General features: G+C 73.2%; 14 protein-coding genes and 1 tRNA gene. 11 read left to right on the plus strand and 4 right to left on the minus strand.

Features of this window, described 5'->3' with window-relative positions:
* Nucleotides 1-140: 140 nt before the first annotated feature.
* The 9 genes from BAY60_RS03190 to BAY60_RS03225 all read left to right on the plus strand — a co-directional run bounded on the left by BAY60_RS03190 (nucleotide 141) and on the right by BAY60_RS03225 (nucleotide 7,546).
* Nucleotides 141-1,556: a selenium-binding family protein gene (locus BAY60_RS03190; RefSeq protein ID WP_112279308.1), complete on the plus strand. Its 1,416-nt coding sequence runs from the start codon at nucleotides 141-143 to the stop codon at nucleotides 1,554-1,556.
* Between the two features lie 76 nt (nucleotides 1,557-1,632).
* Nucleotides 1,633-1,719: transfer RNA gene (locus BAY60_RS03195), tRNA-Ser, on the plus strand.
* 138 nt (nucleotides 1,720-1,857) lie between these two features.
* On the plus strand, nucleotides 1,858-2,556 hold the full coding sequence (locus tag BAY60_RS03200; RefSeq protein ID WP_112279309.1) for a DUF433 domain-containing protein: 699 nt from the start codon (nucleotides 1,858-1,860) through the stop codon (nucleotides 2,554-2,556).
* A gap of 77 nt (nucleotides 2,557-2,633) precedes the next feature.
* Nucleotides 2,634-3,185: a PIN-like domain-containing protein gene (locus tag BAY60_RS38560; protein WP_425466459.1), complete on the plus strand. Its 552-nt coding sequence runs from the start codon at nucleotides 2,634-2,636 to the stop codon at nucleotides 3,183-3,185.
* Between the two features lie 60 nt (nucleotides 3,186-3,245).
* The gene (locus tag BAY60_RS03205; protein WP_112279310.1) at nucleotides 3,246-3,698 is read left to right on the plus strand and encodes a DUF4383 domain-containing protein; all 453 of its coding nucleotides are present in this window, start codon (nucleotides 3,246-3,248) and stop codon (nucleotides 3,696-3,698) included.
* A gap of 207 nt (nucleotides 3,699-3,905) precedes the next feature.
* Complete coding sequence (locus BAY60_RS03210) at nucleotides 3,906-4,166, plus strand: hypothetical protein (protein WP_112279311.1); 261 nt, start codon at nucleotides 3,906-3,908, stop codon at nucleotides 4,164-4,166.
* 7 nt (nucleotides 4,167-4,173) lie between these two features.
* Nucleotides 4,174-4,419 (plus strand): hypothetical protein, encoded by a 246-nt coding sequence (locus tag BAY60_RS03215; RefSeq protein ID WP_112279312.1) that lies wholly within the window; start codon nucleotides 4,174-4,176, stop codon nucleotides 4,417-4,419.
* Between the two features lie 6 nt (nucleotides 4,420-4,425).
* Complete coding sequence (locus BAY60_RS03220; protein WP_112279313.1) at nucleotides 4,426-7,188, plus strand: FtsK/SpoIIIE domain-containing protein; 2,763 nt, start codon at nucleotides 4,426-4,428, stop codon at nucleotides 7,186-7,188.
* The gene (locus tag BAY60_RS03225; protein WP_112279314.1) at nucleotides 7,181-7,546 is read left to right on the plus strand and encodes a hypothetical protein; all 366 of its coding nucleotides are present in this window, start codon (nucleotides 7,181-7,183) and stop codon (nucleotides 7,544-7,546) included. Before BAY60_RS03220 ends, BAY60_RS03225 begins: the two co-directional genes overlap by 8 nt.
* A gap of 23 nt (nucleotides 7,547-7,569) precedes the next feature.
* On the opposite strand, the gene BAY60_RS03230 is transcribed toward BAY60_RS03225, so the two are convergent.
* The 4 genes from BAY60_RS03230 to BAY60_RS03245 all read right to left on the minus strand — a co-directional run bounded on the left by BAY60_RS03230 (nucleotide 7,570) and on the right by BAY60_RS03245 (nucleotide 14,761).
* The gene (locus BAY60_RS03230) at nucleotides 7,570-9,951 is read right to left on the minus strand and encodes an endonuclease/exonuclease/phosphatase family protein (RefSeq protein ID WP_342769741.1); all 2,382 of its coding nucleotides are present in this window, start codon (nucleotides 9,949-9,951) and stop codon (nucleotides 7,570-7,572) included.
* Nucleotides 9,952-10,003: 52 nt separating this feature from the next.
* Nucleotides 10,004-11,200, minus strand: a complete 1,197-nt coding sequence (locus BAY60_RS03235; RefSeq protein WP_112279315.1) for a hypothetical protein — start codon at nucleotides 11,198-11,200, stop codon at nucleotides 10,004-10,006.
* A gap of 169 nt (nucleotides 11,201-11,369) precedes the next feature.
* Nucleotides 11,370-13,172: a dynamin family protein gene (locus BAY60_RS03240; protein ID WP_112279316.1), complete on the minus strand. Its 1,803-nt coding sequence runs from the start codon at nucleotides 13,170-13,172 to the stop codon at nucleotides 11,370-11,372.
* A 95-nt stretch (nucleotides 13,173-13,267) separates the two neighbouring features.
* The gene (locus BAY60_RS03245; RefSeq protein WP_112279317.1) at nucleotides 13,268-14,761 is read right to left on the minus strand and encodes an IniB N-terminal domain-containing protein; all 1,494 of its coding nucleotides are present in this window, start codon (nucleotides 14,759-14,761) and stop codon (nucleotides 13,268-13,270) included.
* 257 nt (nucleotides 14,762-15,018) lie between these two features.
* On the opposite strand from BAY60_RS03245, the gene BAY60_RS03250 reads away from it, so the two are divergent.
* Nucleotides 15,019-16,254 (plus strand): Hsp70 family protein, encoded by a 1,236-nt coding sequence (locus tag BAY60_RS03250; RefSeq protein ID WP_112279318.1) that lies wholly within the window; start codon nucleotides 15,019-15,021, stop codon nucleotides 16,252-16,254.
* Nucleotides 16,251-18,671 (plus strand): helix-turn-helix domain-containing protein, encoded by a 2,421-nt coding sequence (locus tag BAY60_RS03255; RefSeq protein WP_112279319.1) that lies wholly within the window; start codon nucleotides 16,251-16,253, stop codon nucleotides 18,669-18,671. The genes BAY60_RS03250 and BAY60_RS03255 overlap by 4 nt, the downstream gene beginning before the upstream one ends.
* Nucleotides 18,672-18,721 lie beyond the last annotated feature (50 nt).

Raw genomic sequence — 18,721 nt, forward strand, 5'->3', positions numbered from 1 at the left:
CCGCTGCCTCGCGTACCCGGCCGGTGGGAAACCCAAACGGCGCAACCGCTTCCGGAATGCGGACCGGCCTGGACACCAGCCCGGCGCGGGCAGGACGCTCGAAGCTGCCGGACGTTTCACTCCAGCCGAGGAGGCGCACCATGAGCCACGCCGCGACCGATCCGACCTTCTACCGCAGCCCCTCCGACGCCATCGCCGCGCCGCCGGAGCACCTGGCCTACGTGGTCGCGTTCGACCGCGCGGGCCGGCGCCCCGACGCGCTCACCGTCGTCGACACCGATCCCGCGTCCGCCACCTACGGCCGCGTCGTCGGCTGGGCCGACCTGCCGACCCGCGGCGACGAGCTGCACCACTTCGGCTGGAACGCGTGCAGCAGCGCCTTCGCCCACGCCGGTCACCACACCGACGGCCTGCGCCGCCGCTACCTGCTGCTGCCCGGGCTGCGCTCGTCCAACATCCACGTCTACGACACCGAGCCCGATCCCCGGCAGCCGCGGCTCGTGCACACCGTGACGGCGGCCGAGCTCGCGGAGCGGGCCGGGTACTCGCGGCCGCACACGCTGCACTGCGGGCCGGAGGGCATCTTCCTGTCCTGCCTCGGCGGCGCGAACGGCGACGACGGTCCCGGCGGGATCGCCTTGCTCGACCACGACACGTTCGGCGTGCTGCGCGCCTGGGAGACCGACCGGGGGCCGCAGTACCTCGCCTACGACGCGTGGTGGCACCTCAACCAGAACACCGCGATCACGTCGGAGTGGGGAACGCCGTCGATGATCGAGAACGGGATCGACCCGGAACTGCTGCTCGGCAACAAGTACGGTCACGCCCTGCACTTCTGGGACCTCGCCGAGGGCAGGCACCTGCAGCGCGTGGACCTCGGCGAGCAGCATCAGATGGTGCTGGAGCTGCGGCCCTCCCATGACCCGGAGGCGACGTGGGGCTTCGTCGGTGTCGTCGTCAGCACCGAGGATCTTTCGGCCTCCGTGTGGCGCTGGCACCGCGACGACGACGGCACGTGGAAGGCCGACAAGGTGATCACCATCCCGGCCGAGCCCGCGGACGCCGAGGCCCTGCCGCCCGCGCTCAAGCCGTTCGGGGCGGTGCCTCCGCTGGTTACCGACATCAACCTCTCCGTGGACGACCGGTTCCTCTACGTCTCGTGCTGGGGCACCGGTGAGCTGAAGCAGTACGACGTCAGCGATCCCGGGCACCCCCGGGAGGCCGGCTCGGTGCGGCTCGGCGGGATCACCGGGCGGGTGGCGCACCCGTCGGCGCCGGATGAACCGCTGTCGGGAGGGCCGCAGATGGTGGAGGTCAGCCGCGACGGGCGGCGGGTCTACGTCACCAACTCGCTGTACGGCGCGTGGGACGACCAGTTCTATCCGGACGGGGTCGGCGCCTGGTTCGCCAAGCTGGACACCGACCCGGACGCCGGGGGCGGGCTCGTCGTCGACGAGCGGTTCTTCCCGCACGGCGACGACTTCCGCGGGCTGCGGGCCCACCAGGTGCGGCTGCAAGGTGGCGACGCCTCGTCCGACTCGTACTGCTTCCGGTGATCGCGCTCCGGTGGGCCCGGTGAGCGCGCCGACCCGCCAGGGCTTCGCCGAGCACCCCCCTGCTACCCTCTTCGGCGGAGGATTGGCCGAGCGGCCTAAGGCGCACGATTGGAAATCGTGTTGGGTGTAACAGCCCTCACGGGTTCGAATCCCGTATCCTCCGCTCTCTGAACAGGCGAAACGCCGGGCACCCGGGAAGTCGGGCAGCCCGGCGTTTCGTCGTCTCGGGCAACAGTGCTGCGCTTTACCCCTCGTAGAGGTATCGCGCTACGCATACTGGGACGGAAGGGGCGGGGCGGACATGGGCGACATCGTGTCGCTGCTGGATCGTCCGGTGTACACCTATCCACAGGTGGACCGGGTGCTCGGGCTGACCGAAGGTACCGCCCTGCGGTGGCTGAACGGATACCGGCGCAAGGGCACGTCCTACCCACCCATCCTGCGTGCCGAACCAAAGCGCACGCGCTGGGTGAGCTGGGGAGAATTCGTCGAGACACGCCTGTTTGCCGGGTACCGCGATATCGACAAGATCCCGGTGCAGCGGCTGCGGCGGGTGGTCGAGGTGTTACGCGAGCGGTTCGACGAGACCTATCCGTTGGCGCACGCGGCGCCCTACGTTCAGGCGTCCGGCCGGCGAATACTGTGGCAGGCGCAGGAAGACTCCGGACTTCACGGCATGTTCACCGAGGCAGTCGGCTCCGGGCAGATGCTTCTGACGCCGTGGGTGTCGAAGTTCGTCGAAGCCGCCGAGTTCGACCAGGACAGCTCCGGCGAGGTCTCGGCGATCCGTCCTGATCCTGACTTCCCGGCGGTTCGGCTTGACCCTTCGCTCCGAGGCGGGGAGCCCGTCGTCGACGGATGCAGTGTGCGGGTGACAACGATCGCGGGCTTGGTACGCGCGGGAGAGGACCCCGAGGAGGTCGCCGACTGCTATGGGCTGGCGGTCGACCACGTGCGCCAAGCCGTCAACTACGACCGGCTGCACGCCCGTATCGCGTGACGCGACCGGCAAACCCTGAGCTCGCCAAGGTCAGGTTCATCGTCGACGAGGACCTCACAGGTGTCGGGCTCGGCCTGATGCGACTACGGAAGGACGTTGTGACGGGCTCGCACAAGCCGGTCGCCGATCTCATACCTCGGAAGGATGAGGAGTGGATACCCGCGGTCGCCCGGTACGGATGGGTAGCGATCACCAATGACCGGCATATTCGCACGCGCTTCTACGAAGCGGCCGCTGCTCTCAAGAGTGGCTTGCGCTGCGTTCGTCTACGGCCGCCCGGGCGGGATGCGAACCGTTGGGACTTCGTTCGTCTGCTCGCCGCACACTGGGAGGCCGTTGAACACCTCTGTAGCGCACAGGGCCCATCTGGTTGGAAGTCACCAAGCTGCGGACCCGCCGCCTGGACTATCAGCCGGGTAAACCACCGCGTCTCCCCGCCGACGACCACTCGTAGCACGGCAAGACGATCACGGTCCCCACCGGCGTTCCGTTCACCCGCGTCGGGTAACCCGCTCCAGGGCGTCTCGCCACCGTGCCGAGCCGAAGGTGACCTTGGGTACCTGGCGTGTGCCCAAGGTCACCTTGGGCTCGCCGGCGCCGGGCAAGCTTCCCTCGGGAACCGTGCATAACGGACGCGAGGGTGGGTAGTCCGTGGATCTCACATCCGCTCCCACGGGCAGGAGGGAACCATGGCGAAGCCGGGCATGGCGTCCACACGCCGCTACACCCCTGTACAGATGGCCGCCCTCGTGGTCGGCGGCGTCTTCCTCATCGTCGGCGTTCTGGGATTCATCCCGGGCGTGACCACCAACTACGACGGCATGGAGTTCGCCGGGCCGGACTCGACGGCCATGCTGTTCGGCGTCTTCATGGTGTCGATCCTGCACAACATCGTGCACCTGCTGTTCGGCGTCGCCGGCCTCGCGCTGGCCAGGACTGCCACGGCCGCCACCGCCTTCCTCGTCGGCGGCGGGGTCGTCTACCTGGCCCTGTGGCTGTACGGGCTGTTCGTCGCGGAGAACAGCGCGGCCAACTTCGTGCCGCTCAACAACGCCGACGACTGGCTGCACCTCGGCCTCGCCGTCGGCATGATCGGGCTGGGGGTGGCCCTCCGCAGGTCGGCCGTCCGCAGGGCGGGCTGAGAACGGGGCCGATTCGAGCCCTGCGCTGGGGAACCATTACCCTCTCAGCCAACGCATCCACTGAACGCCGGATCCGCCAGGGTCCGGCGTTCAGTTATTGCGAAGCACAGAGTAACCAGCACATCCCCCAGCCATCAGACTGTCCGGAGTCACTCGGTCACGCTAAGTTGGTACCGAACGACCCGACTTCCTCAAGGAGTCCGCCCTATGCCCGGAGTGGAAGAGATCCGCGCGGGGATCGCCCTCGCGAACGAGAAGGCTTCCGCTAGCATCGCCGCCCTCCAGCAGGCAGCCCAGTCGCTCGAAGAGGCCCAGCAGACACTGGCGCAGGCGACGTCCGGCAGCACACAGGACGAGGTCAACCAGGCGCACGGCCTGCTCGCCGAGGCGCTGCAGGGCATCAACGGCACCCAGACCACCATCCAGGCGTGCATCTCGTCCGCCGAGAGCTACTCGGCCCGGCTGTAACGGCGCCATGTCACTCGACCAGCTGCGGCAGTCACTCAACGAGGTCCACAGCGGGCTCTCGGACGCCCGGGCGCACACCGATCGCGCGAAGGAGCTGCTGGAGGAGTACCGGCGAGTGATCGTCGCGTCGCAGGCGCAGGCCCAGCCGTGGCTGCCCTCCCAGCTGCCGCAGGCCCTCGAACAGCTGGATGGCCAGCGCGACCGGCTGACGGGCATCGGTGACCTGCTGGAGCACTACCAGGCGAGGCTGTAGACGATCATGGGCAGGAAGGCCGCCGAACAACGAGCCAGGGTGCTGCGGGCGCTGAACCAGCTGCGGCACCAGATCGGCCTCGCGCTCGGCGCCTCCCGCAACGCCCGGGAGTCCGCCGAGCTGAACCTGGCGAAGCTGCGGCTGGAGCAGGTGGTCGTGCGCACCGGCATGGAGCGGGCCGCGGCCGACCCCGAGCTGGCCGAGCGCCTGCGCGACCCGGCCATGCGTGACGTGCTGTCCTGGCTGGGCAGCGTCCGCAACCAGTTCTACGCCGAGTGGGCCGACGGCCCCAGCAGGCTCCGTGAGCTGGTGTCCGCCACGGCGCCCGGGCCAGCGGGCCGCCCTCCCGGCGAGTGGCTGGGCAGGGTCGGCACGGGCCAGGGCCTTTCCGCGCCGGGGCTGTGGCGCATCGGCTCGTCCACAGTGGATGGATCAGCGGCCGGGCGCACCCCGGGCACCGAGCTGACCTTCGACGTCGCCGTGCCACTGCTCGACGAGTCCCACCTGGCGATCACCTCGGCGCCGAGGACGAGGGACACCGTCGACGCGATCGTGGAGAACCTGCTGATGCGCGTGCTCAGCACGTTCGAGCCGGGCGCGGTCAAGATCCACCTGTGGGACGTCGGCCAGCTCACGGCCGTGCTGCCCAACTTCTACGCGCTGAGCCGCACCAGCGCCGTCACCGTCCACGACCCCACCCGGCTGGTGGACCTGCTCGACGAGTTCGCCGGGCACATCCGCCGCGTCCACGGCTACACCATGCAGGCCGGGTACTCGTCGCTGCGCGCGCTGCGCGCGGCCACCGGCAAGCGCACCGAGCCGTGGCGCATCGGTGTGCTCTACGGCAACGGCGAGGACCTGCAGCCGGAGCAGTTGCGCGACCTCAAGCGGGTCGCCAGTGGCGCGCTCGACGCCGGCATCTCGCTGATCCTGGTGGACGTGCCCACCGTGCTCGGCGGCTCGGTCGAGACGATCAGCCTGCTCGACGAGCGGCGCGCGATCACGAGCATGACCGGGCCGGAGCTGGTGGTCGACCTCGACCCTCCGCTGCCCGCTGGCCAGGTGACCACGGCCGCGAGCCGCATCGCCGAGGCTCTGGTGGCCAAGCAGGGCGGGCCGCGCTCGTTCGCCGACCTGCTGCCCACCGAGTACGGCACGCACAGCTCCGCGAGCGAGCTCCGCGCGCCGGTGGGGTTCTTCGAGGGCGAGCCGGTGGAGGTCGTCATCGGCGACGCCACGCCGCACGCGCTGATCGGCGGGCCCAGCGGCTCGGGCAAGACGAACTTCCTGTACGCGCTGATCGGCGCGTTGTGTGCCCGGTACTCTCCCGACGAGCTGGCGCTCTACCTGCTCGACTTCAAGGAGGGCGTGTCGTTCGCGGGGCTCGCGCCGGGGCGCAAGGACTCCAGCTGGCTGCCGCACGCCAGGCTGGTGGGCGTGAACGTCAACACCGACCGCGAGTTCGGGCTCGCCCTGCTGCGGTTCCTCTCCGACGAGATGCGCAGGCGCTCCGCCGCGGCCAAGGACCACGAGGTCACCAACATCGCCGAGCTGCGGGAGCAGGACCCGGAAGGGCACTGGCCCCGCATCGTCGCGGTGATCGACGAGTTCCAGTACCTGTTCGCGGGCCGCGACAGCGTCACCGCGCTCGCCACCTCGCTGCTGGAGGACCTGGCCCGGCGCGGCCGCTCTCAGGGCATCCACCTGATCCTGGCCAGCCAGGACATCGCGGGCATCGAGGCGTTCTGGGGCAAGCCCGCGGTGTTCGAGCAGTGCACGCTGCGCATCGCGATGCCCAAGGCGCGGCGGGTGCTGGCCGAGGCCAACCAGGCCGCGGTCGCGGCACCCCGCTGGCATGCGGTGATCAACCACGACTCCGGGGTCGCGCACGGCAACCAGCTGGCGCACGTGCCCGACGCGAGCGCGAAGGGCGTCTTTCCGTCCCTGCAGCGGGAACTCTGGCAGCGCTACGCCGCCGGGCACGGTCAGCCCCGGCTGTTCGACGGTGCGCACGCGCCGCTGCTGGAGACGTCCGAGGCGTTCACCGGGCTCGGCCTCGCCGAACGGCCGCGCGCGCTCGTCGGCCAGTCGATCGACGTCGCCGACACGGCGCAGGCCGTGGAGCTCTCGCCCGCGCCGGGGCGCAACCTGGCCGTGCTGGGCACGAGCACGAAGGAGGCGTTGTCGGTGCTCGACTCGGCGACGCGCTCACTGGCCCGGCAGTACCAGCCCGGCGACGTCGAGTTCGTGTTGTGCTGCGCGGTGGACACGTGCGCTCCCGCCGTCACCGAGCTGGCCGACCGGCTCACCGCCGAGGGGCACAAGGCGGGCGTCGTTGCCGCCGACGAGCTGGCCGAACTGGCGGGCAACCTCGTGGAGGAGCTGCCGACCAGCGGCATCGCGCGCATCCTCGTGTTCTACGGGGTGGACGGAGCGCTGCCGCTGCTGGAACGCAAGGAGCCGGGCAAGCCCAGCGGTCTCGACCACCTGCGGACGCTGCTCAAGCAGGGGCCGGGCAACCGGCTGCACGTGCTCGGCTGGTGGCGCGGCATCGCCCGGCTGAAGGACACGCTCGGCTTCGGCGGCACCGACGACATCGGAGCCTGGGCGGCGCTGGACGTGCAGGGCAGCGAACTGAGCCCATTCTGCGGCGGCCAGGTGGTGCACTGGGCGCCACGTCCGGGCCGGGCGCTGTTCTTCGACCGCACCACGCACGCCGCGCCCGAGGTCATCATCCCGTTCCGCCGCCCGGAGGCCGACGATGAGTGACGACGCGACCGCCGCCGTACGGTACAAGGAGATCGTGGGGCTCGCCCGCAAGGCCGCCGAGGACCTGCGGGCCTGGGAGCTGGCGAGAGCCGAGGAGCTGACCTCGGCGATCGCCGCGGCCGAGCAGGAGGTCGCGGCGGCCACCGAACGCGAGCAGGTCACCGCCGAGCGCGCCACCCGCTGGTGGCGGATGGCCGCCGACAACGTCTCCCGGCTGTCCTGGCTCGACATGGGCGCGGACCCGGAGCCGGTGTCCTCGGCGCGTGGCGACTGGCTCGACCGCTACGCCGAGGACATCCGGACCGCCTACCACGAGCTGACGCAGGCGATCCTGCGACTCGGCTGGCGAGCCCGCTAACGCGTACGGCCGCCCCGGACGACTCACCTCGGGTACAGCCGCACCACCTGCGGGTCGTGGTCGCTGGCCTGCTCGGCGAACTCGGCGTTGATGTGCACGATGTCGTAGTCGACGCGGCGCGGGCCACGGGAGACGAGCATGTGGTCGAGGACCTGCGAGTTGCCCTCGAAGACGTAGCTGTACCGCTCGTTCGCGGGCAGCGTGTCCACCAGCGCCCGCAGCGCACCACCCTCGGTGAGGGTGCGCACGGCAGGCGAGAACGGATAGTCGTTGAGGTCACCGGCCACCACGACGGTGGCCTTCCGGTCGGCGGCGAGCAGGTCGTCGACGAAGGCCCGCAGCACCTCCGCCTGGCGCACCCGCTGCACCTCGGAGCCGCGCGTCGGCGGCTGGTAGCGGCCGTGGAGGGGCTGGTCGCCGCCCTTCGACGCGAAGTGGTTGGCGATGACGAACACGGTGCGGCCGCGGAAGACGAACTCGCCCGCCAGCGGCTTGCGGCTGTCCTCCCACGCCGCGTCACCGGGGGCGACGCGGCCCGGTGAGATCGAAAGGTGCGGCGTGTGCCGCGCCGTCACCACCGACACGGGCGTCGTCGCGTCCCCGCCAGGACGGTCCACGAAGGACACCCGATGCGGGTTGAACAGGAAGCCGACGCGGATGTTGCCGCCCGGCTGGCCGCCGTCGGCACCCTCTTGCGGGTCGATCTGCCGCCACGCGTAGCGCGGGCCGCCCGCGGCGACGATCGCGTCGGTGAACCGGCGCAGCGTCGCGTCGGCCGCCACCACGCCGTCGCCGGTGCCCGCAGGGCCGTTGTTGTCCTGGATCTCCTCCAGCGTCACGATGTCGGGCGAGGCCAGATGGCGCACGACACCCTCGGCCAGCGTGTCGAACTTCTCCTGCTCGTCGGCGGCCGACAGGTTCTCCACGTTGTAGGTGGCCACGGCCAGCTCGCCCGGCCGCTGCGGACGGGTGACCTCGCGTTCGAGGCCGTTGTCCTTCACCTCGCCGAGCACGTTCGCCAGCAACGTGTAGCCGCCGAACCGGTCGTACTCCACCGGGCCCGAGGTGACGCCGGTGAGGACGTCGCCGGTGTTTGCCGCGGGAAACGGCCGCTGGGAGAACGGGATCAGCGACTCGATCTTGAGGATGCCGGTGTTGGGCCGGCCGTAGCCGAGGTAGACGGTTCCGCCTCGTGCGCTCGGATTCTGCTGCGGCTTGGTCGTCACGTACAGCTCGTTGAAGTCGGTGCTGCGGCTCACCAGCCGCGCGTCCGACACGCTCACCAGCTCGCCCTCGTGCGCCTCCCAGAAGTCCAGCGCGTAGCGCCCGGGCTCCAGCGCAAGCGGCTCGATGTTGCCGCCGGGCAGCGGAGCCAACTCGTCCGGAACGGTGTCCTCGCCGACAGCCAGCGCGCCGGGCACGGGATTGCCTGCGGAGCGCACCGTCCACTGTGCACTGATCAGCTCGGTGGTGGACTGGAAGGGCGAGCCGGCCGGGTTGTCCGGGTAGAACTCCGCGACCTCGCCCGTCACGGTCACGGCGTCGCCGGGCGCCACCGACGGCGTCGCCGAGCCGGTGAACACGAAGATGCCCTCGCTGGTGCGCGGATCGGCGTCGGGCTCGGGTTCCTGCAGCCAGAAGCCGCGGCTCGACCCGAACGTCCGCGTGGCGGTGACGACGCCGGGCACGCGCACCGTCTCGCCCGCGAGCGGCGACAGCCGCGTCACACCCTGCACGTCGTGGACGCGTGCGTCGACCGGCTCGGGCGCCTCCCCGCCCGGGGTCTCGCCCGCCGCGTTGACCGGCGTCGGGGCGCCCGCGGCGAAGTCCGCGGCGTTGTCGTCGGTGTCGGTGAGCTCCGCGCGGGCCACCGACGTCGTGTTGCTCGCGGCGGGCGCGGGGCTGGTTTCACGCACCACCGCACTGCCGTAGCCGACGAGATCGACGACGCGCGGCTCGGCGGCACACGCGGCCGCCGTGAGGCAGGTCAGCGGCTCGGTGCCGGTGACGAGCGCGACCGTGCCGGACCCCGCGGCCATCGCGATGCCACCCGTGGCGTCCGGCGCGGGCAGCGCGACCGTGCCGCCCGCGCCCCTGCTCTGCGCCACCAGGTACCGGCCGCCCGGCTCGACGCCGCCCGCCAGCGGGGTCACCTGCCAGCGGCTGGCCGCGCTCGGCGAGCCGGGCAGGTACTGCACGCTCAGCCCGGCCAGCTCGGCACGGCCGGTGCCGACGGTGGCCAGCTCCACGAAGTCCTGGGTGAGGGTGGCGCCGGAGTTGCCGCCCCCGCCGTAGACCTCGGCGATGACCGGGCCGGTGCTCGGTGCCGCGGCGGCGGGCACGGCGGCGAAGGACAGGCAGGCCACGGACGAGACGAGGGTCGCTCTGCGCAGGAGTGAGGTCACCGACGCATCTTGACCCAGAAGTGTGAACGCCGGGAAGCCGACGAAAGGCGGGTCAATGACCGGTCAGCAGGCCCTCGCAGCTGCGGATCACCACGGAGGCCGCCCTCCGCTCGGCGGCGCCGAGGACCGGGTTCTCGGCGTACTCCCGCCACAGCCGCACCGCACCGGCCGCGGCGTCCGCCACCTCGGGCCCGGACGCGCCGACGCCGAGGCGCGCGCCCGGATCGGAGCCGTGGCCGCCGATGAGCCGGATCGCCTCCTCGCGCAGTTCGTCCGGCAGCCGCGCCCGGCCTGCCCGCAACGCCGACAACAGGCGCAGCTCGCGGAACTCGTGCGCGCCCGCCAGGATCCGTTCCAGCTCGGCCACCAGCGGCGCCGCGGCCGGTCTCGGCTCCATGCGCAGGACGACCTCGATGCCCATCAGCGCCGAGCGGGCCTTGAGCACGGGCGCACGGTCGGTGAAGTACAGCCCGATCGCCTCGCGCAGCTCGGTGAGCCCCGTGCGCTGGAGCAGCTGGGTAGCCAGCGCGGCCGGGGTGTCCGCTCCGCGCCGCAGCAGCATCGTGGCCAGCCGCACGCCGAACAGGCCGAAGCGCGACAGCAGCTCCTCCCGCGCGGGCTCGCCCGCGAACCGGTCCACCGACAGCAGCAGCGGCTCCAGCTCCTCCTTCGGCACCGACGCCAGCGCCGCGAGCGTCTCGAAGTCGGCCTCGCCGAAGGTCTGGGCCGCGCTCGCGGCCAGGCCCGCGACGGCCACGACGTCCTGGCACAGCGGGCCCAGCTCCGCGTCGCGCCGGTAGCGGCGCGCGACCTGCCGCGCGGACACCACCGCGTCCACCCGGCCGCCGCCCAGCTCGTCGGCCCTGGCCAGCACGGCCAGCGACGCCACCGGCGCCGCCCTGGCCACCGGGTGGTCCTGCATGGCCCGCAGGAAGGCGAGGTCGGCGTTGTGCGGGTGGCCCATCAGGTAGAGCACGGCGTCGGACTCCATGCAGAGCCGCTCCATGGCGCCGGGCTCCGGGTCGGCCTCGATCGGGGGCGCGTCGAGCAGGTTCAGCTCCGGCTGCTGCCCGAGCGCCGTGACCAGGGTGGTGCGCCCCGAGCCCGGAGGCCCGGCCACGGCGAGGCGCACCGGCTCGGAGAACCGGGCGAGGTGCCCGCGCAGCCAGTGCGTGGCGCGCGGGCTGTCGGAGTAGGCGTCGAGCACCTGGTTCAGCAACGACCAGGTCCGGTCGGCGAGGCCTCTCATGCGGTGTCCTCCGCGAGTCCGCGCGCGCACGCGATCGGGTCGCCAGGGCGCCCGTGAGCATCTCGTGTCAGGTCAAGTGCGATGGCGCCCTGCCGCCCCGATCGCGGGCCTGTCGGCACCACGCGCGCGCCGTGGTCGGCTTGGCAGCCGCGGCTCCACCCCGTGCGCATCATGCGGTGAGCCCGCGCACCGGCCGGGTGGCGGCGAGCGCCTGCGCCCGCCTGCGCAGCAGGTTCAGCTCCTCCATGCTCCGGCTGACCTCGCGGGACCGCACCCCGCGCTGCGCGGTCTCGGTGTCGATCACCTGCTTGATGCGCTGTGCCGTCTCGACGATCTCGGCGCGCAGGTCCTGCGCGACGGCGGTGCAGCGGTCGCGCAGCTCGCGGTGGATCATCCGCACCGTGTCCTTGCACTCCTTGCCGTAGGTGAGGAAGAAGTCGTCGACGTAGCGGTGGGCCGCGGTCTTGGCGGTGGCCTGGCGCCGTTTGAGCCGGTTGCCCCGCTCCTCGAACACGCTCTTGGCGCCGAAGGCGGCACCCGCGCCGAGGGAGATCGGGTTGATCAGCGGCATCCCGGCCAGCGTGGTGGCGAGGCCGAACATCAGCAGGCCGCTGTAGGAGCCGCGCATGCCGACGAACAGCTTCTGCCCGATGCCGAACCGCTCGACGTTGGGCATCCGCAGCTCACCGATGTGGTCCCGCGGGGCCGACCCGAGCAGCGACTCCGGCACCACGTCCTGCCGCGGCGCCACCTGCCGGGCGATCTTGCGGGCGATCCACTCGAACCGGTCGAGCAGCCAGTTGGAGTTGGTCTCCGCGACCGACTTGAGGTTGTCACGCAGCCACTCCTCGAACTGCGGCCAGTCGCGGGCCGGGTCGGCGACGTCGAAGAACTCGTCGGCCTCGCGCAGGATGCGCCGGGTGCGCTCGCGCAGGTCGAAGTCGAGGTCGGCCATGAGGTCGGCCACCTCGTCGGAGAGCACCGTCTGCCAGCGGGCCGCCTCCCGCTGCAGCTCCTCGGCCTTGCGCCCGGCCGCGCGCCACCGTGCGGTGAGTTCCTCGGTGCCGCCCTGCCGCAACTCGTCCAGCTCCTCGCGCAGCGGAGCCATCAGCTGCTCCACGGTGGCGTGGCCGAGCGCGGCCACCGAGCGTCGGCGCAGCAGGTCGACGTGGCCCATCAGATCCTGGTGCAGGTACCGCACGAGCGCGCCGAACCCGGACTCCTCGTTCAGTTCGGCGTCCCCGGCACGGGCGGCGGCCAGCCGCAGCGACGCCGACACGGGGACCACGGTGGCGGGAAGGCCGTCGCGCGCGAGCCGGGCCCGGTTGCGCTCGGCGACGCGCCGCCAGCCCGGCACGAGGTCGATCTTGGTGAGCACCACCAGCACGGTCGGGCAGAGCCGGAGCACCTGGCCGAGCAGGTCGAGCTCCGCGGCGGTCAGCTCGCGCGTGGCATCGGTGACCAGGAGCGTGGCATCGGCCTGCGGAAGCAGCGACAGCGTGGTGCGGGTGTGCTGCGCGGCGGGCGGGCCCACCGGCGGTGTGTCGACGAGTGCGAGGCCGCTCTCCAGCAGCTTGCGTGGGAGCCCGATCTCCGCGCGCACGACACCGGTGGCCTTGTTGGCGCGCGCGGTGGCCTGTTCGACGGCGACCGGCTCGGGAGCGGGGCCCTCGATGGCGCGCGGCGCGGCCTCGCCGGTGACGAGCGTGGCGACCGGTGACGGGGCGTGCCGCACGACGGCGGGCACGGAGGTGGTGAGGTCGTCACCCACCGCGCACACCGGCGCGTTGAGCAGACCGTTGACGAGCTGGCTCTTGCCCTGGCCCGACTCGCCGACGACGAGAACGCGCACGCCAGAGCCGGACAGGTCGGACCGGCGGGCCCGCAGGCTTGCCGCCAGATCCTGCCTGTCGTGCGTCGCGCACGCCTGGATGGTGTCATCCAGGACGTCGAGCCAGGGCGAAGCCATCATCGGACGGAAAGTGTGCCCTGTTCACTCTCCGCAGTGAAGGCGGGTCCGTGATTTTCCCGAGCCCCGCCTGTTATCGCCGCGAAACCGGCGGCGGGTCAGAGCCCGCCGAGGTCCACGTCGCCGACGCTCGGCGCCTGGTCCGGGGTCGGCAGGTGGCCGGCGACGTCGCCCAGCGGGCTGGAGCCGACGGCGTCGGTCACCGGGTTGTCCTGCACGCCCTGCTCGACCTCCGACCGCACGTCCTGCGGAGCGGGCAGCGGGTTGGCCACCGGCAGCTCCGGCAGCTCGGCGGGCAGGTCGGCGGGCAGGTCGTCCGCCGGCAGGTTCGCGGGCACGTCGGTGGGCACGTCCACCGGCAGCTCGCCCGTCTCCGCGGGCAGCGAACGGGCCGGGTCGGGCAGCTCCGTGGGCAGGTCGGCGGGCAGCTGCTCGGTCGGCAGCTTCGCGGGCACGTCCACCGGCAGCGACCCGGTGTCCGGCAGCTGCGGCGCGGCGGGCACGTCCACGGGGGCGAGGCCACCGAGCGCGGCACCGTTCGAGGTCATGTAGGTGGCCAGCGTGCTGGCCGCCGACTCGCTGCCGCGGCCGAGCGCCTCGGAGTCGAGCGCACCGGCGAGGTCACCGGTGGTGCACAGCTCCGGCGCGGCCGGGGTCTCGGGAGCACCGGACATCTCGACGCCGTAGGCGCCGAACGGCGAGTTGACCGAGCCGCCCGCGGCCAGCGCGTCGGCCTTGCCTGCCGCGCTGCCCTCGAGCGAGAGCTCGTCGCTGCCCAGCGCGACGCCGCCGGTGGCACCGTCGGTGCTGGCGGCGCCGAACCCGGCAAGGCTGCCCTGCTCGGAGTCGAAGCCCAGCTCGCCGGTCGCACCCTCCATGCCGGCGTCGAGGGTGCCGCTGCCGCTGCCGAGCGCGCCCTCGTACGACGCGCCGCCGCCGGAGGAGCCCTCCAGGCCACCGCCGCCGACGGCCGCGAAGTGCCCGGCGGCCGAGTCGGAGCTCGAGCCCAGGTGGACGCCGTCTGCGGTCGCCTCGCCGGTCAGCTCACCCGCACCGGAGGCCTCGCCGGCCCAGGCCAGCGAACCCGTGACGCCCTCGAGCCCGGCGCTGCCCGCACCGGCCAGCTCACCGGCCTCCGAGGTCAGCGCGGTGGCGGCCGCGCCGCCGTCCTGGCTCGCGCCGATGCCGCCGACGCCCTCGAACTGCTCGCTGAACACCTCGGCGGTGCCGGTCAGGCCGTCCCCGCTGCCCTCGGCGTCGAGGTCGAAGCCGCCCAGGTCGCCGAGACCGGAGTCGGACCGCTGCTCACCGGCGGCGTCGGCGACGCTGCGCAGCTGGGCGATCGCGCCCTCGATGCCCTCGGCACCGGCCGGGAGGTCGCCAAGGCCACCACCGAGCGAGTCGGCCGAGGGCAGCTGGCCGAAGTCCATGACGAGCGGGACCACTTCCTGCACGTCCTGCGCGGTGATGTCACCGAGGCCCGCGCACTCGAGTGCGTGGGTGGGGTCCTGCGCGAACGCGGACCGCGCGGCGGTGTCATTCAGCAGGTTCAGCACGAAATCGTGCAGGGTCTGCTCCTCGTGGATAGACAAGAAACTCTCTCCTTCGTGGGATGTGGGGAACCTCTCCGGGGATGGCGCGATACGCCTTCACGAGACGTTAGGTCCACGCCGCCCGCAGGGCATCGGGGATCACTCCGGGTTGTCGCCGGGACCGCCACGCCGCGGCGTTAGGGGATTAGGGGATCGGCCACGCTTGGCCTACGGGGCTGTCATTCGGGTGTAACCCTTTGGTACGAAAGGGGGCACCCGTCCGCCCCCGCCCGAGGAACCGTGAGGATCCGTCGCAGATGCGCTATGTCCTGGGTATTCACCTCGGAGCCACCCGCACGACGGCGGCGGTGTCCCGATCCGCGGGAGGCCCCTGGGGCACGCCGGAAGCCGTCCCCCTGCTGGGTGGCCTCCCATGGCTCGACTCCGCGCTGTACATCGGGCGCGACGGGACCCTGGAGGCCGGGCAGGCGGCGCTGCGGCATGCCCCGACCGAGCCGGAACGGATCGCCCGCGCACCGCACCTGCGCACCGGCGACCCCGTGCCGGTGGTGCTCGGCGAGGCGTCGTACCCGGCGGAGTCGCTGGCCGCCGCGCTCATCGGCTGGGTTGCCGACCGCGTGGCGGAGGCCGAGGGCGCCGACGCCGAGCGGATCGTGGTGACCCACCCGCCCAGCTGGTCGGCCTATCGGCGGGGGCTGCTGCACGACGCCCTCGACCAGGCCCAGCTGCCCGGGGTGCTGGCGTTGCCGAGCCCGATCGCGGCCGCCGAGAGCCACCACGCCCGGGAGCCGGTGGACGAGGGCGCCGCGCTGGCCGTGTGCCACCTCGGCGGCGAGCACGTCGAGACGGCGGTGCTGCGCAGGGGGCCGAGGGGTTTCGAACTGCTCGCGCACGCCGAGGCGGCCGAACAGGACGCCGGGGCGCGGCTCGACGACCTGCTGGTGCGGCACGTGCTGCCGCGGGCGGGGGTCGACGAGAACGACCCCGGGTCCATGGCCCGCCTGCGCATGGCCTGCACGGCGGCGAAGGAGCGCCTCTGCCAGGTGCCGGAGGCGGCCGTGCTCGGCGAGGTGGGCCTGAGCAGGACCGAGTTCGAGTCGCTCGCCCGGCCGGTGCTCGCGGCGGCCGTCGCGCACCTGGAGCGCATCGCCGCCACGGCGCCCGCCGACGGGCTGACCGCCGCGGTCCTGGTGGGCGGCACGGCTCGCATCCCGCTCGCCGCGGAGCTGGCGCGCACTATGCTGTCGTGCCCTGTGGTGGTCGACGACGACCCCGGCACCGCGCTGGCCAGGGGTGCCGCACTGGCGGCACAGCCGCGGCCCGCGCCTCCGCCCGTGCAGGGCGAGCTGTCCGGCTCACTCGTGCCTGGCGGCGGGCCCGAGCTGCCCGCCGTGTACGGGCAGCCCGACGACGACCTGGAGCCGCCGCCCGAGCGCCCGCCGGTCGAGGTGACCCCGCTGGAGCCGCCGAAGCGGCGGTTCTCGCTGTCCCGCAAGGGCACCTCGGCCCCCGACCGAGACGAGGACCGTTGATCGCCAGCAGCAGTCGCACCGAGCCGGTGCTCGACGAGCCGACCCGCGAGCTGTGCGCCGCCGTCGTGGGCGGCCGGCTCGCGCCGGCCAGGCTGGCGATCGTCGCCCCCGGCGGCTACGGCAAGACGGCGGTGCTCGACCACGTCGCCGAGGGCCGCCTGCGCTCGGGCAGCCCGGTGGCGCGGTTCGGCGAGCACGACGCCGACGCGGAGTTCGTCCTCGTCGACGACGCCCACGAGCTCGGTGACGACGGCTTCGAAGAGCTGCGCAGGCTGGCCGACGACGAGGCCCGCGGGCTGGTGATCGCGGCACGGCCGTGGCCGAGGCCCGCCGCGTTGAACGGCGTGCTGGCGAGGCTGCGCGGCCAGGTGGTGCTGCGCCCGCTGGAGAGCGCCCGGATCGCGGCCCTGCTCGGGCCGTCCAGGGCGGGCCTCGCCGAGTTCGTGCACGCCGAGACGGCGGGGGTGCCGGGGCTCGTGGCGCGGCTCGCCCGCACCCTCGGCGCCGAGCCGGACGTGCCGCCCTCGGCGCTGGCCGACTTCAAGGCCGACCTCGACCGGCTGGCACCGGACACACTGGTGCTCCTGCTCGCGGCGCAGGCCGGAACCGGACTCGACACCGGCCTGCTGGCCGGGCTGCTCGGCAGAAGCCCCGAGGGGGTGGCCGACGCGGTGGACGCGGCGAGGGCCTCCGGCCTGCTCGGCCACGACGGCACGCTGCCACCGCTGGTGTCCCGGGCACTCACCACGCTCGTGCCCGCCGACCGCAGGCTCGCCGTGTGCCAGCGGCTGGTGCGCTCGCAGCTCGACCGGGGCGGGCCCGTGCTGGAACTGGTGCGGCCGCTGCTGGGCGGGGGGCTCACCGGAGAGGAGTCGGCGGCGGCGTTCGAGGCCGCCGCATCCGAGGCGGCGCCCGCCGACCCCGCGCTCGGCGCCCGGCTCTTCGGCGAGGCGGTGGCGGCGGGCAGGCCGGCGACCGCCGTCGGCACCCGCTGGGCCGAGGCCGCCGCACGCGCGGGCGACCTGGACACCGCGTTGCGCATCGCCGATCAGGTGGTGGCCGACGTCTCCGCGCCGGAACGGGCCGAGGCCGCGCGGATCGCCGCGACCGCGCTCACGCACCGGGGACAGCTCGGGCGGGCGGCGGAGCTGTTCCGCTGGTCCGGCACCCGGCTGTCCACCGTCTACGCCGCGGTGTGCCTGCTCGGCACCGGGGAGGCGGCACAGGCCCGCGGGTTGCTCGACCTGCCCGCGGGCGACGAACCACCGACCCTGCTCTCCGGTGCGATGGCCGGGCTGGCAGGCGGGCTGCTGGCATCACTGGACGGACCCCAGACGGGTGCTCTGTCCACTGTGGTCGGCGCGGCGGAGACGCTGGAGCCGGTGGGGCGCGAGCTGTTGCTGCCGGACAGCCCGGCCGCGGTCGGGGCGCTGGCGGGCATCCACGGCGGCGAGCTGGAGGTCGCCAAGACCCTGCTGGAGCGCGCGCTCGCGGCGGAGCCGGGTGGCGAGGCACTGCGAGCACGGCACCGCCTGCTGCTCGGGTGGATCGCGATGCTGCGCGGCGAGCCGGAGACCGCGACGGATCAGCTCTCGGCGGCGGGCTCGGACCTGGCGCCACGCGACTGGCTGTTCGCCGTCGCCCTGCGGGCCGGGCTCGCGCGCAGGGAGAGCGACCTGGCCGGGCTGCGCCGGATCTGGGCCGAGGCGTGCGACGCCGTGATCCGCCACCCGGTGGACCTGTTCACGCTGCTGCCGTTCGGGGAGCTGGCCGTGGCGGCCGCACGGCTGGGCGACCGCGACCGCCTCGCCCACCACATGCGCTCGGCCGCCGAGCTGCTGCGCCGGCTCGGTGAACCTCCACTGTGGACCGCGCCGGTGCACTGGAGCGGGCTGCACGCCGCGATCACGGCCGAGCAGGGCGACGAGGCTCGCGACCACGTGGCCGCGCTGGCCCGCGACGAGGAGCGCGGCGGCTTCCACGCGGTGCTCGCCGCCGCGGCGCGTTGCTGGCTGGACGTGCTGGCGGGCCGGGTCGACGCGCGGGCCGTCGAGCACGCGGCGCAGGGCCTGCACGACGCAGGGCTGCGCTGGGACGGCGCGCGGCTGGCCGGGCAGGCCGCGATCCGCACCACCGACCGCGCCGCGATGGTGGCGCTGCTCGACCGCGCGCGGGTGCTGCGCGGCAGGGCGCCCGGCGATGCGGTGACCGACCCCGGCGGCGGACCGAAGCTGAGCGAGCGCGAACGCCAGGTGGCCGAGCTGGTGGTGAAGGGCCTGACCTACAAGCAGGTCGGCGACCAGCTGTTCATCTCGGCGAAGACCGTGGAGCACCACATGGCGCGGATGCGTCAGCGCCTCGGCGCGACCAGCCGCGGCGACCTGCTCGCCCAGCTGCGCGTGCTGGTCAGCGAGTAGCTTCGCCACGTTCGGGTGGACGTGGGCCGCAGCTGAACTTCGCCACTTAC

The sequence above is a fragment of the Prauserella muralis genome (genome assembly GCF_003202285.1).
Lineage (GTDB): Bacteria > Actinomycetota > Actinomycetes > Mycobacteriales > Pseudonocardiaceae > Prauserella_B > Prauserella_B muralis.

Bases quoted from the DNA above. Each gene is read 5' to 3' on its own strand.
- BAY60_RS03210 (WP_112279311.1), top strand. From the start codon at position 3,906: ATGCCCGGAGTGGAAGAGATCCGCGCGGGGATCGCCCTCGCGAACGAG.
- BAY60_RS03215 (WP_112279312.1), top strand. From the start codon at position 4,174: ATGTCACTCGACCAGCTGCGGCAGTCACTCAACGAGGTCCACAGCGGG.
- BAY60_RS03220 (WP_112279313.1), top strand. From the start codon at position 4,426: ATGGGCAGGAAGGCCGCCGAACAACGAGCCAGGGTGCTGCGGGCGCTG.
- BAY60_RS38560 (WP_425466459.1), top strand. From the start codon at position 2,634: ATGCGACTACGGAAGGACGTTGTGACGGGCTCGCACAAGCCGGTCGCC.
- BAY60_RS03250 (WP_112279318.1), top strand. From the start codon at position 15,019: ATGCGCTATGTCCTGGGTATTCACCTCGGAGCCACCCGCACGACGGCG.
- BAY60_RS03225 (WP_112279314.1), top strand. From the start codon at position 7,181: ATGAGTGACGACGCGACCGCCGCCGTACGGTACAAGGAGATCGTGGGG.
- BAY60_RS03235 (WP_112279315.1), bottom strand. From the start codon at position 11,200: ATGAGAGGCCTCGCCGACCGGACCTGGTCGTTGCTGAACCAGGTGCTC.
- BAY60_RS03240 (WP_112279316.1), bottom strand. From the start codon at position 13,172: ATGATGGCTTCGCCCTGGCTCGACGTCCTGGATGACACCATCCAGGCG.
- BAY60_RS03190 (WP_112279308.1), top strand. From the start codon at position 141: ATGAGCCACGCCGCGACCGATCCGACCTTCTACCGCAGCCCCTCCGAC.
- BAY60_RS03205 (WP_112279310.1), top strand. From the start codon at position 3,246: ATGGCGAAGCCGGGCATGGCGTCCACACGCCGCTACACCCCTGTACAG.
- BAY60_RS03200 (WP_112279309.1), top strand. From the start codon at position 1,858: ATGGGCGACATCGTGTCGCTGCTGGATCGTCCGGTGTACACCTATCCA.